Genomic DNA, 11,777 nt, shown 5'->3' on the forward strand with positions numbered 1-11,777 from the left:
GTGCGTTCGGTTTTGATTGAATCAAAACCGGCACTCCAGATTCCTGTTTTGCCGTGTTTTCCGGGTCGTCAGGTGATTCCACCTGACTTGAAAACACTCTAGCAGTTGCCCTTCACGCCATCGGCACAGTCGCCGACAGACCCGACGTCCTTCCCGGCGCCTTCAATCGTATTGCAGGCAGACAGGATCAGTATCGAGCTGCCAATTGCGAAAATTTTCAGAAACATTTTCATTGTCTCTCTCCGGCGACGAGGGCGATCCGCCCCCTTTCTGGTTTCGGTGTTCCGACAACCGTCGTTCGCCGCTATTGTTCCCGTCGTCAGCGTCGCGATAGCCGAAGCGTTCAAAATGATCGCCGGGCCGGGGCGAATCCCGGGCTTGACCCGGCACTTGCCTTTCCGTTCAATAGACTGGCTCCGGGTCGAATTCGGTGTGACCCAAGTTGGAAAACGATGCCCGAATGACGAACCCCGACGCGCCCTATCATGCGCATATCTACTACGATCCCGCCGAGCGGCCCGCGGCGGTCGCGCTGCGCGATGCGTTCGGCGCCGACCCGGCGATCCTGTTCGTCGGCGCGCTGACCGACGGACCCGCCGCACCGCACCCGATCGCGCAATATGAGGTGCATTTCCTGGCCAGCCATCGGCCTGCGGTACTCGCGGCGATCGAGGCGACGGGGCTGCGGGCGCTCGTCCATCCGCTGACCGAGGACGATCTCGCCGATCACACCAGCCTCGCGCACTGGATCGGCGAGCCGGTCGAACTCGACGTGACGGTGCTCGATCCGCCCGGCGTCAATCAGGGGATCCCGCGCTTCGGGATTTCGGATTTCTAGACTTCGACCGGGCCGTCGGGTCCGAGGGTGAAGCCGCAACCGAGGCGTTCGGCATTCTCCGCATCGGTAAGCGCGGCCACCGTCTGCCACCCGTCGGCGCGCAGGCTTGCGGCGAGGGCTGGATCGTGGCCGAGGGGGAGGAAGATGCGGCGTTCGGCGTCATTTTCGGCGCCGAGGCCGTCGTCGATCAGCGGATCGGGATAGAGCGAGAAGCCGACCGCCGATTCCTCCTGGTCCTCGCCGAGCGGAATTGCATAGCCGCCGCCGCGGCCGATCGCATCGCCCTGGCCGGGGACGAAGATCTGGAAGCCGAACCAGCTTTGATAGGCGAAGCCGTGGCGCTCGGTCGGGTCGAGCGTCAGCGATACGCGATTGCGGATCGGCGCGGCGATCGCCTCGAGCGCGTCGATCCGGCTGGCGAGCGTACCGGTCGTGTCGAAGGCGCGCAGGTCGGCGATGGCGCGATCGAACGGGCCGGTCGCGCGGAGCAGCGGCAGATAGGCTTCGGCGCCGATGCGCGCCAACGCGCCGGCGTCCTTGGCGTCGAGTTCGTCGCGCAGGCTTTCGATATCGGCCTCGACCGGCAACGGCCCGTCGGCGAGCAGGGCGACGGCATCGGGCAGGGTGAAGTCGATGGTGACGTCGTCGATCCCCGCCGCGTCGAGCGCATCGATCGCGACGGTCACGATCTCGCGCGCCGCGGCGACGCTGTCGCTGCCGATCAGTTCGGCGCCGACCTGCAGCATCTCGCGCGCAGGACGGAGCTGGCTCGCGCGCAGCTTGACGATCTGGCCGGCGTAGCAGAGGCGCAGCGGACGCGGCGCCTTGGCGAGCAGCGAGGTCGCGATGCGGCCGACCTGCCGCGTGATGTCGGGACGCAGCGCGAGCGTGCGCTGCGACACCGGATCGGTGAAGCGAAGGAGGTCGCGCGCGCTGCGATCATCGTCGCCGCCAAGCGTTTCGCGAAATTCGGCCAGCGGCGGCGACACGCGGCCATAGCCGTGCGACCGCATCGTATCGACAAGGGCGCGCGTCACGCGCGAAGCGGCCTCGGCCTGCGTCGGCAAGCGGTCGCGGAGGCCTTCGGGCAACAGGGCAGGGGCGCGGGGCATGGGGTGGCCTTAGAAGGGTGGAGAGGGGAGTTCAATATAGTCCCCCGCCCGCTTGCAGGAGGGGTTAGGGGCGGGCAGCGACGGTGCGGATGCCCACCCCGCTGCGACTAACGCGCAAGCGCGTAAGTCCCGCTGCCCCTCCCGCAGGCGAGCGGGGAACTTGGCGTCAGAACTTCAGACCCTTCACCGTCTTCACGCCCGGCAATTGGCAGATCTGCCACAGCAGGGGTTCCGGCAGCGGCGAGTCGAGGCTTAATAGCAGCACCGCTTCACCGCCCGCGGCGCGGCGGCCAAGGTGGAAGGTGCCGATGTTGAGCCCCGCGTCGCCGAGCGTCGTGCCGATGCGGCCGATGAAGCCCGGCGCGTCCTCGTTGACGATGTAGAGCATGTGGCCGTCGAGATCGGCCTCGACCTTGATCCCGAACATCTCGACGAGGCGCGGGTCGCCGTTGCTGAACAAGGTGCCCGCCACCGAACGGTCGCCCGCTTCGGTTGCGACCGTGACGCGGACGAGCGTGTGATAGTCTCCGTCGCGGTCGTGGCGTACTTCGCGGACGTCGAGACCGCGTTCGCGGGCGAGGTGCGGGGCGTTGACCATGTTCACGCTGTCCGAATAGCGGCGCATCAGGCCGGTCAGCACCGCGGCGGTGATCGGCTTGAGGTTGAGTTCGGCGGCGGCACCCTCCACTTCGATCGAGATCGTCGTCAGATTGTCGTGCGCGAGCTGGCCAACGAGGCTACCGAGCTTTTCGGCGAGGCTCATATAGGGGCGCAGCTTCGGCGCTTCCTCCGCCGACAGGCTGGGCACGTTGAGCGCGTTGGTGATGCCGCCGGTGAGCAGATAGTCGCTGATCTGCTCGGCGACCTGGATCGCGACATTGACCTGGGCTTCATCGGTCGACGCGCCGAGGTGCGGCGTACAGATGAAGTTCGGGGTGCCGAACAGCGGGTGGTCGGCCGGCGGCGGCTCGGTCGCAAACACGTCGAGCGCCGCGCCCGCGACATGGCCGCTGTCGAGCGCTTCCTTGAGCGCCGCCTCGTCGATCAGCCCGCCGCGCGCGCAGTTGATGATGCGAACGCCCTTCTTGGCCTTGGCGATATTCTCGGCCGACAGGATATTGCGCGTCTGGTCGGTCAGCGGGGTATGCAGCGTGATAAAATCCGCCTTTGCCAGCAGCGTGTCGAGATCGGCCTTTTCGACGCCGAGCTCGATCGCGCGCTCGGGGGTCAGGAAGGGGTCGAAGGCGACGACCTTCATGCGCAGGCCCAGCGCGCGTTCGGCGACGATGCTGCCGATATTGCCGCACCCGATCAGGCCGAGCGTCTTCGAGGTCAGCTCGACGCCCATGAAGTCGTTCTTCGGCCATTTGCCCGCTTGGGTCAGCGCATTGGCTTCGGGGATCTGGCGCGCGAGCGCGAACATCATCGCGATCGCATGTTCGGCGGTGGTGATGCTGTTGCCGAAGGGCGTGTTCATCACGATGACGCCCCGTTTCGATGCGGCCGGGATATCGACATTGTCGACGCCGATCCCGGCGCGCCCGACGACCTTCAGGTTCGCCGCGGCGGCGAGGACGTCGGCGGTGACCTTGGTGGCCGAGCGGATCGCGAGGCCGTCATAGGCGCCGATCATCGCGATCAGCTCGTCCCTGGTCTTGCCGGTGATGACGTCGACGTGGATGCCGCGTTCGGCGAAGATCGCGGCGGCCTTGGGGTCCATCTTGTCGCTGATGAGGACTTTGGGTGCAGTCATGATATTGAACCTTCCGTGTGCTCCCGCGAAGGCGGGAGCCCAGTTCCCGATGCTTGCGGAATGAAATGGCAGGAGATGGGTCCCCGCCTTCGCGGGGACACACTGAAATTACTTGAGGCTGGCGTAAGCCCAGTCGAGCCACGGCCCGAGCGCTTCGATATCGGCGGTGTCGACGGTCGCGCCGCACCAGATGCGAAGCCCCGGGGGCGCGTCGCGATAGCCCGCGATGTCATAAGCCGTGCCTTCGGCTTCGAGGAGGCCGGCGAACGTCTTGATGAAGCCCTCGTCGGCGCCGGCGACCGACAGGCAGACCGAGGTCTTCGATCGGCTGGCGGGATCGGCGGCGAGGTGGCTCAGCCAGTCGCGGTCTTCGACGATCTTGTCGAGCGCCGCGGCGTTGGCATCGCTGCGCGCCTTGAGTCCGTCGAGACCGCCGAGCGACTTCGCCCATTCGAGCGCGAAAATCGCATCCTCGACGGCGAGCATCGACGGCGTGTTGATCGTCTCGCCCTTGAACACGCCCTCGGCGAGCGCGCCCTTGGAAACGAGGCGGAACACCTTCGGCAGCGGCCAGGCGGGGGTGTGGGATTCGAGCCGTTCGACAGCGCGCGGGCCGAGGATCAGCACGCCATGGCCGCCTTCGCCGCCGAGCACCTTCTGCCAGCTGAAGGTCGCGACGTCGATCTTGTCCCACGGCAGGTCGTAGGCGAACACGGCCGAGGTTGCATCGGCGAAGCTCAGCCCTTCGCGGTCGGCGGCGATCCACTCGCCATCGGGCACGCGGACGCCGCTGGTGGTGCCGTTCCAGGTGAAGAGGACGTCGTTCGACCAGTCGACTTGGCCCAGGTCGGGAAGCTCGCCGTAGTCGGCGCGGATGACGGTCGGATCGAGCTTGAGCTGCTTGGCGGCGTCGGTGACCCAGCCTTCGCCGAAGCTCTCCCAGGCGAGCGTCGTGACCGGGCGGGCGCCGAGCATCGTCCACATCGCCATTTCAAACGCGCCGGTGTCCGATCCGGGCACGATGCCGATGCGGTGCGTGTCGGGGAGCTGCAGCATCTCGCGCATCAGGTCGATGCAATAGGCGAGGCGCGTCTTGCCGATCTTCGCGCGATGCGAGCGACCGAGCGATTCGGTGGCGAGTTTGTCGGGAGACCAGACCGGCGGCTTGGCGCACGGACCGGAGGAAAAGAAGGGACGCGCAGGCCTTGCCTGCGGTTTACGCACGTCAGTCATGTCATACTCTCCTTACAGAGAGCTCGCGCGGCGTTGGGACCGCGTGGCCCGGCGCCGCGTTTAGGGACGGGCGCGCAACTGTCAAACAAAATGCGCGAGCCGGGCGAAATTTTCGATGAGCCGAGAGCGAGAGTTAGCGATTTGTTAACCATGTTCGTTACAGATTGGCGCCATGGCGTTCCCTGCTTTCCTTCGGCCTCGGGTGCTAGTCGCGGCGACTGCTGCACTGGCGCTTTCGGCCTGTTTCGGCGCGCCGGACGTAATGAAACAGGGGGGCGGGAAGCACGCGGGCGCCAGCACGCCGCAGCGGCCGCAAGTTACCGGAACGCCGTCCTTCACCAGCCCGGAGGCCAGGCAATGCGCCTTCGACCTCAAGCAGGCGGGGGTGCGCTTTACCCCACTGCCGAACACGGATCACGGCGGCGGGTGCAGCTCGATCGATTCGGTGAAGCTGCTCGATATCGGGACGCCGGTCACCAACCTCGGCCCGATGACCTGTCCGCTGGCCAGGAATTTCGCGGCGTGGGCACACTATGCGGTGAAGCCGGCGGCGCGCCAGTTCTTCGGACAGGACGTCGTGAAGATCGAGACCTATGGCACCTACAGCTGCCGCAACATCTATGGCGGCCGGTCGGGACGGATTTCGCAGCACGCCTATTCGAACGCGATCGACGTCGCAGGTTTCGTGCTGGCCGACGGGCGCCGCATCATGCTCGACGGCGGCTGGAACGGCGATCGGGCCTCGCGCGACTTCCTGCGCGCGCTGCACAAATCGGCGTGCCGCCGTTTCGGGACGGTGCTGAGCCCCGATTACAACGCGGCGCACTACAATCATTTCCACATGGACATGAGCGGCAACGGATACTGCCGATAAGGCGCCCGACTTGGCAAAGTCACGCGAAGCGGCTAGCCGTCCGCCAATGACAAAAGACAAGCAACCCCATCGTTCGCGCTTCCACAAGGCCAAGGATGACGCCCAGTTCGCCAAGCAGGCGACGACCACCCCGCAGACCGCCGATCCGGCTTACAAGCTGGCCTTCCAGGACAATGACTTCCTGCTACGCGAGGATCTGCGCCCGGTTCGTTTCCAGCTCGAGCTCCTGAAGCCCGAACTGCTGCTCGACGAAGCTGGAATCGAGTCGACGCTGGTCATCTATGGTTCGGCGCGCATCCCCGAGCCTGCCGAAGCCGACGCGCTCGAAGCCGCGGCGACCGACGACATCCAGCGCACCATCGCGCGGCGCCTCAAGGCCAAGGCCAAATATTACGACGAAGCCCGAAAGCTGGCTCGGCTCGCGAGCCAGGTGCCGTGCGACGAGGATGGCTGTCGCCATTTCGTCGTCTGCTCGGGCGGCGGGCCGTCGATCATGGAGGCCGCGAACCGCGGCGCCGCCGACGAGGGGCGCGAATCGATCGGGCTCAACATCGTGCTGCCGCACGAACAGGCGCCGAACCGCTATGTCACGCCGTCGCTGAGCTTCCAGTTCCACTATTTCGCGCTGCGCAAGATGCACTTCCTGCTCCGCGCACGCGCGGTCGCCGTGTTCCCCGGCGGTTTCGGCACCTTCGACGAGATGTTCGAGCTGCTGACCTTGATCCAGACGGGCAAGATCAAGCCGATCCCGATCGTCCTGTTCGGCAAGGAATTCTGGCAGCGCGTCGTCAATTTCGACGCGCTGGTCGAAGAAGGCGTGGTGAGCGCGCGCGATCTCGACCTGTTCAAATTCGTCGAGACGGCGGACGAAGCCTGGGCGATCATCCAGGACTTCTACGCGAACGTCGAGCATCATTGAGTTGATGATCCTCCCTGCCGCGAAGCGGTGGGAAGGGGAACTGTCGGCGTAGCCGATGATGGAGGGGCAGCGACGTCGCGTTAATGCCCCTCCGTCAGCCCTGCGGGCTGCCACCTTCCCCTGGCCTGCGGCAACAGGGAAGATCTACGTTACGCCGCCACCCGCTCGCTCGTCGCCACCTTGGGCTCCACCCCGAACAGCCGCGCGGCGTTCAATCCCAATATGTTGCGGCGCACCTCATCGCTGACGTCCAGCCCTTCGAACAGTTCGTCGACGATCCGGCGGCTGATCGGGAATGTGCCCTCGGCGTGCGGATAGTCCGAACCCCACATGATATTCTTCGCGCCGGGCAGGCCGGCGGCGGCGGACGTGATGCAGGCGCGGTCGTGCTGGAAACTCGCCCAGACCTGGTCGTCGACGATCTGGCTCGGAGCGCGGCTCAGCTTTGGAAGGACGAAATTGGCATGCGCGACCGATACCTCGTCCATGCGCTCCGCGAGCGCGACGAGCCAGCTGGCGCCGCTTTCGATAAAGGCGACCCGCGCGCCGGGGTTGCGGTCGAGCACCCCGCCCGAGACCAGATACATCGCCGTCTGCTGCGCGTCGGTCATCTGGTTGGTATAGTTGATGATGCCCGCGCCGGGACCGCGCTCGATCACGACGGTTTCGAGGCCGGTGCCGGTGTGCATGACGAACACGATCCCCAGCTTTGCCGCCCTGGCAAAAACCGGATCCCACGCCTCGCTGTTATATTTGGGCAGGTTCGGCGGCGACACCGCCGGCAACATCGCGGCGGTGAAACCCTTCGACGCCAGATAGTCGAGTTCGGCGAGCGTGTTCGAAAAGTCGAGCACGGGCAACATGCCGCAACGCACGAAACGATTGGCATGGCCGCCGAGAAAGCCGTCGTTCCAGTCGTTATAGAGGCGCGCCGACGCCGCTTCGGCATCGGCATTGTCGAGGCAATAGAGCCAGAGACCAAGCGATGGGAAACAGATCTCGCTGTCGATCCCTTCCAGCTCCATATCTTCGAGCCGACCGGAAATCTCGCGAATGCCCCTGCGCTCGTTATCGCCCAGCGCCTTTTCGCGGTGTTGGCCGACGCGCAGGCGATAGATGATCTTATCCTTGGTTCCGGTGATCAGATATTCGCCTTCCTTGCGGGCATGGATCGCATGATCCTTCAGCGACGCGGGCAGGCCTTCCAGAAAAATATCGGCCGGTTCCATGATGTGGCTGTCGGCGCTGAACACAAAGGGCTTCATGGCAGTCATCCTCTCGACTCGGCTGGTCTGATCTCGCTTAATAACTACCTAGTTATACAAGATGGAGCAAGGAGAATCTGGACATTTGCCTCTTTGTCCCGTAAACAGATACCTGTTAAGGGAGATGTTGATGCAGACCGCTGGCGCTAATGAAACGCTCGCAAGCCGCACCGCGCGCGCGCTGGCAGGCTTGAGCCTTGCCGCCAATCCCGGCGATTATCTGGGCGCCGAGGACGAACTGCTCGGACGCTTCGGGGTCAGCCGGCCGACCCTCCGCCAGGCGGCCAAGATGGTCGAACGCGACCGGCTGATCAGCATCCGGCGCGGGACCAAGGGGGGGTATTTCGCCGAGCGGCCCGATGCCCGCGACGCGATCCAGTCGCTCGCGCGCTTCTTGCGCATGCGCGGCGCGAGCCTTGGCGATGTCATCCAGGTAACGCGCCCGGTGTCGGAGGAGGCCGCGGTGGCAGCCGCGCGCCTGCGCACGCCCGAGGATGCCGAACGGATGCGGGATTTCCTGGACCGGATCGACGGCCATGACACCGCGCGCGAACTGATCGTGGCCGAGGTCGAGCTGGCGCGAATGATCGCGCGGATGAGCGGCAATCCCGTCGTCGAGCTGGTGATGGAGATCGGCTACAGCTTTGGCCTCGATGAGCGCGGCAGCGATCTCTACGCCGACGCCGATCGGCGCGAACGCACGCGCGCGATGCAACGCAGCCTTTGTCAGGCGATCCTCGACGGCGACGCCGATATCGCGCGCCTGATGATGCGGCGTCGGTCGGAGCAATTCGATATCTGGCTGAACCTTGGCGGGGCTATGCAGGAGGCCAAGGCATGAGCATCTTTGAATATCGCGGTTTCGCCGGGGTGCGGCTCGCGGCGGAGGTGATCGGCGCGGACGACGATCCGTCGGTGCTGCTGATTCACGGCGCAGGACAAACCCGCCGCGTTTGGGACAGCATAGCCAACGCGCTGCAACAGGCGGGGCGCCGCGTCATTAGCCTCGACCTGCGTGGCCACGGTGGCAGCGAGTGGCCCGAGGACGGCCGTTATGATTTCGAGGCGATGGTCGAGGATTTGCGCGCGGTGCTCGCGCAGCTCGGCACGCGCCCGGTGGTCGTCGCCTCGACGCTTGGCGGATGGATCGCCGCCGCGGCGCTGGAACGCGATGCGGCAATGCTCGCGGCCGGGTTGGTGCTTGTCGACCTCCCGCTCAACGTCGATCCCGACGTGTCGCAAAAGATCGGCGCGCGGCTTCGTGACGTCGCGATGCTCGCGCCGGGCCAGGCTCGGTGGGACATCCGGGTGCTGGGTGCCTTTGACGCGGCAGCGATGACCGAGCGGCTCGACGGCGTCGCCGAGCATATCGGGCTCCCGACGCTCTATGTTCGCGGCGCAATGAGCGAGATCGTGTCGCGTGAGGACGCAGAGGCGTTCGTCGACAGGCTTCCCGATGGCGAGTTCGTCGAAGTGGAGGACGCGGCGCTTGTCGTGACCGATGACCGGGTCGATGCGCTCGGCGGCCATTTGATCGATTTTCTCGAGCGCCGTGCGCCCCGCGGCTCGCCCGAATATCGCGCCGGCTCCGATGCGCGGACCTTCCGCGACGCGCTCGGCTGTTTTGCGACCGGGGTCACCGTCGTCACCGCCTTCTGCCCCGATGGCCGTCCGATCGGGCTGACCGCGAACAGCTTCACTTCGGTGTCGCTCGACCCGCCGCTGCTGCTCGTCTGCATCGCCAACAATGCGGGCAGCGCTCCATTTCTGCGCGAGGCCGAACGCTTCGCGGTGAACGTGCTCCAGATCGGCCAGCAGCCGACATCGAACCGCTTCGCGGGGAAGGGAGAGGATCGCTTCGCCGCGACCCCGTGGGAGGTTGGGGAATTTGGCACGCCGGTGCTGACCGGATCGCTCAGCAGCTTCGAGTGCGTGCGCGACGCGGTCCACGACGGCGGCGACCATTTCCTGCTCGTCGGCCGCGTTATCAAAGCGATTTTCGAACCCCGCCGCGACCCCTTGCTCTACTTCCGCGGCAAATATCGGAAACTCCATTTCGCTTGATGGCTGGACAAGCCGCGCGCGGCATCATATCAAACCTAGTTAGATAACTGGGAATCGGGAGAGAAGCATGGCCTGGGCCAATCAGGACAAGTGCGCGATCGTCGGAATCGGGGCGACCGATTATTATGTCCGTGGCAAAAGCTGGCCGCGCACGATCAACGACATGGCGGCCGAGGCGATCATGAACGCGTGCGCCGATGCGGGGATCAGCCACAAGCAGATCGACGGCTTCTCCTATTATTCGACCGCGGGTGCGGGCTATCTCGACAAGTTCGATACCGCTTCTCTCATGGAAACGCTGGGGATGCCGCACATCAGTTGGTCGGCGACGCTGACCAGCGGCGGCGGCGGCTGCCCCGGCGCGATCGGCCTCGCCACCGCGGGGCTGATGAACGAGGATTGCACCTATTCGGTGACGCTGATGGCGTTGCAGCAACTACCGCAGCACCGCCTCGGCGTCGTGTTCGGTTCGGCTGCGCCCAATCCCGAAAACAGCTTCCTCCAGCCCTCGGGCCTTGTCGGCCCCGGCCATCTGATGTCCGTGCTCGCACGCCGTCACATGCACCTTTACGGAACGACGCAGGATGCGTTCGGCGAGGTCGTGATGGCGACGCGGGCAAACACCCACAACCGGCCGAAGGCGGTTCGCAAGGAGCCGCTGACCAAGGAGCAGTATGACGCCTCGGTGATGCTCGCCGATCCGCTCCGGCGGCTCGACTTCTGCCTTGAGACCGACGGCGCCGTCGCGGTGATTACGACGACGATGGATCGCGCGAAGGACTGCCGTCACAAGCCGGCGGTCGTCCACGCCGCGGCGCATGGCGGCCAGCGCGAATGGGGCCGCGCCTTTGCCTGGATGGGAATGCCCGACCCGCATTTCGCGAGTTCGGGCCACAAATTCACCGCCGATCGCGTCTGGGCGCAATCGGGCCTTTCGGCTAAGGACATGGACGTCGCGCTGATCTACGATCATTTCAGCCCGATGGTGCTGATGCAGCTCGAGGATTACGGCTTTTGCGAAAAGGGCGAGGGGAATGACTATGTCCTCTCCGGCAAGCTGCGCTACGATCCAGCCACCGGCAAGGGCGTCAATGGCGGCATCCCGGTGAACACCCACGGCGGCAACCTCAACGAAGCCTATATCATCGGCATGACGCATATCGTCGAGGGCGTGGAACAGGTGCGCGGCACCGCGATCAACCAGGTCAAGGACGCCGAATTCGCGCTCGTCTCGGGCGGCCCGGCGTCGCTTCCCGTCTCCAGCCTCATTCTGCGCAAGGACTGACCCATATGACCTACGGCCCCGCCCGCGCGCTTCCCGGCGACCAGATCCGCATCACCACCAACCCCGATACCGAACCCTTCTGGCAGGCGGCGAAGGAGGGCAAGCTTACGGCCTGCAAATGCGGCGACTGCGGCCATTTTCGCATGCCGCCGACCGCGGTCTGCCCCGAATGCGGCAGCCGCGCCAAGGAATGGCCCGCGCTCCCCGGCACCGGCACCGTCTTCAGCTATGCGATCTGCAACAAGAACCCCAAGAATGGCGAGGATTATGTCTATGTCCCCGTCGTCGTCGACCTCGACGGCGCGCCGGGCGCCCGCCTCAACGCGAACGTCTCGGGCTGCGATGCAGAGGATGTTCATATCGGGATGAAGGTCACGGTCGACTGGACCCCGATCCAGGACGACTGGGTGCTTCCCAACTTCAAGAAGGCCTGA

11 protein-coding genes are annotated in these 11,777 nt (G+C 65.4%); 7 read left to right on the top strand and 4 right to left on the bottom strand.

Annotation, left to right across the window (positions count from 1 at the left end):
* Positions 1-460 precede the first annotated feature (460 nt).
* Complete coding sequence (locus J1N50_RS03125) at positions 461-838, top strand: DOPA 4,5-dioxygenase family protein (RefSeq protein WP_215350296.1); 378 nt, start codon at positions 461-463, stop codon at positions 836-838.
* Here J1N50_RS03125 and J1N50_RS03130 read toward each other — a convergent pair.
* The 3 genes from J1N50_RS03130 to J1N50_RS03140 form a co-directional block, all read right to left on the bottom strand.
* Positions 835-1,950: an ATP phosphoribosyltransferase regulatory subunit gene (locus tag J1N50_RS03130; RefSeq protein WP_215350298.1), complete on the bottom strand. Its 1,116-nt coding sequence runs from the start codon at positions 1,948-1,950 to the stop codon at positions 835-837. The two genes, J1N50_RS03125 and J1N50_RS03130, sit on opposite strands and share 4 nt — an antisense overlap.
* Positions 1,951-2,116: 166 nt before the next feature.
* Complete coding sequence (serA, locus tag J1N50_RS03135; RefSeq protein ID WP_215350301.1) at positions 2,117-3,703, bottom strand: phosphoglycerate dehydrogenase; 1,587 nt, start codon at positions 3,701-3,703, stop codon at positions 2,117-2,119.
* A 108-nt stretch (positions 3,704-3,811) separates the two neighbouring features.
* Positions 3,812-4,936: a phosphoserine transaminase gene (locus J1N50_RS03140; protein ID WP_215350303.1), complete on the bottom strand. Its 1,125-nt coding sequence runs from the start codon at positions 4,934-4,936 to the stop codon at positions 3,812-3,814.
* A 172-nt stretch (positions 4,937-5,108) separates the two neighbouring features.
* On the opposite strand from J1N50_RS03140, the gene J1N50_RS03145 reads away from it, so the two are divergent.
* The gene (locus tag J1N50_RS03145) at positions 5,109-5,810 is read left to right on the top strand and encodes an extensin family protein (protein WP_215350305.1); all 702 of its coding nucleotides are present in this window, start codon (positions 5,109-5,111) and stop codon (positions 5,808-5,810) included.
* A gap of 46 nt (positions 5,811-5,856) precedes the next feature.
* Positions 5,857-6,729, top strand: a complete 873-nt coding sequence (locus J1N50_RS03150) for an LOG family protein (RefSeq protein WP_215350307.1) — start codon at positions 5,857-5,859, stop codon at positions 6,727-6,729.
* Between the two features lie 149 nt (positions 6,730-6,878).
* Here J1N50_RS03150 and J1N50_RS03155 read toward each other — a convergent pair whose 3' ends face one another.
* Positions 6,879-7,994, bottom strand: a complete 1,116-nt coding sequence (locus tag J1N50_RS03155) for an amidohydrolase family protein (protein WP_215350310.1) — start codon at positions 7,992-7,994, stop codon at positions 6,879-6,881.
* A gap of 130 nt (positions 7,995-8,124) precedes the next feature.
* On the opposite strand from J1N50_RS03155, the gene J1N50_RS03160 reads away from it, so the two are divergent.
* The 4 genes from J1N50_RS03160 to J1N50_RS03175 all read left to right on the top strand — a co-directional run bounded on the left by J1N50_RS03160 (position 8,125) and on the right by J1N50_RS03175 (position 11,777).
* Positions 8,125-8,835, top strand: a complete 711-nt coding sequence (locus J1N50_RS03160; protein WP_215350312.1) for a FadR/GntR family transcriptional regulator — start codon at positions 8,125-8,127, stop codon at positions 8,833-8,835.
* Positions 8,832-10,058 (top strand): alpha/beta fold hydrolase, encoded by a 1,227-nt coding sequence (locus J1N50_RS03165; protein ID WP_215350314.1) that lies wholly within the window; start codon positions 8,832-8,834, stop codon positions 10,056-10,058. Before J1N50_RS03160 ends, J1N50_RS03165 begins: the two co-directional genes overlap by 4 nt.
* Positions 10,059-10,125: 67 nt before the next feature.
* Positions 10,126-11,343 (top strand): thiolase C-terminal domain-containing protein, encoded by a 1,218-nt coding sequence (locus tag J1N50_RS03170; protein WP_215350316.1) that lies wholly within the window; start codon positions 10,126-10,128, stop codon positions 11,341-11,343.
* A 5-nt stretch (positions 11,344-11,348) separates the two neighbouring features.
* Positions 11,349-11,777: a Zn-ribbon domain-containing OB-fold protein gene (locus tag J1N50_RS03175; protein ID WP_215350318.1), complete on the top strand. Its 429-nt coding sequence runs from the start codon at positions 11,349-11,351 to the stop codon at positions 11,775-11,777.

This window comes from Sphingopyxis soli (assembly GCF_018682675.1).
Lineage (GTDB): Bacteria > Pseudomonadota > Alphaproteobacteria > Sphingomonadales > Sphingomonadaceae > Sphingopyxis > Sphingopyxis soli.

Excerpts from the sequence above, each read along its gene's own strand:
- J1N50_RS03125 (WP_215350296.1), top strand. The coding sequence starts at position 461 with ATGACGAACCCCGACGCGCCCTATCATGCGCATATCTACTACGATCCC.
- J1N50_RS03130 (WP_215350298.1), bottom strand. The coding sequence starts at position 1,950 with ATGCCCCGCGCCCCTGCCCTGTTGCCCGAAGGCCTCCGCGACCGCTTG.
- serA (WP_215350301.1), bottom strand. The coding sequence starts at position 3,703 with ATGACTGCACCCAAAGTCCTCATCAGCGACAAGATGGACCCCAAGGCC.
- J1N50_RS03140 (WP_215350303.1), bottom strand. The coding sequence starts at position 4,936 with ATGACTGACGTGCGTAAACCGCAGGCAAGGCCTGCGCGTCCCTTCTTT.
- J1N50_RS03145 (WP_215350305.1), top strand. The coding sequence starts at position 5,109 with ATGGCGTTCCCTGCTTTCCTTCGGCCTCGGGTGCTAGTCGCGGCGACT.
- J1N50_RS03150 (WP_215350307.1), top strand. The coding sequence starts at position 5,857 with ATGACAAAAGACAAGCAACCCCATCGTTCGCGCTTCCACAAGGCCAAG.
- J1N50_RS03155 (WP_215350310.1), bottom strand. The coding sequence starts at position 7,994 with ATGAAGCCCTTTGTGTTCAGCGCCGACAGCCACATCATGGAACCGGCC.
- J1N50_RS03160 (WP_215350312.1), top strand. The coding sequence starts at position 8,125 with ATGCAGACCGCTGGCGCTAATGAAACGCTCGCAAGCCGCACCGCGCGC.
- J1N50_RS03165 (WP_215350314.1), top strand. The coding sequence starts at position 8,832 with ATGAGCATCTTTGAATATCGCGGTTTCGCCGGGGTGCGGCTCGCGGCG.
- J1N50_RS03170 (WP_215350316.1), top strand. The coding sequence starts at position 10,126 with ATGGCCTGGGCCAATCAGGACAAGTGCGCGATCGTCGGAATCGGGGCG.
- J1N50_RS03175 (WP_215350318.1), top strand. The coding sequence starts at position 11,349 with ATGACCTACGGCCCCGCCCGCGCGCTTCCCGGCGACCAGATCCGCATC.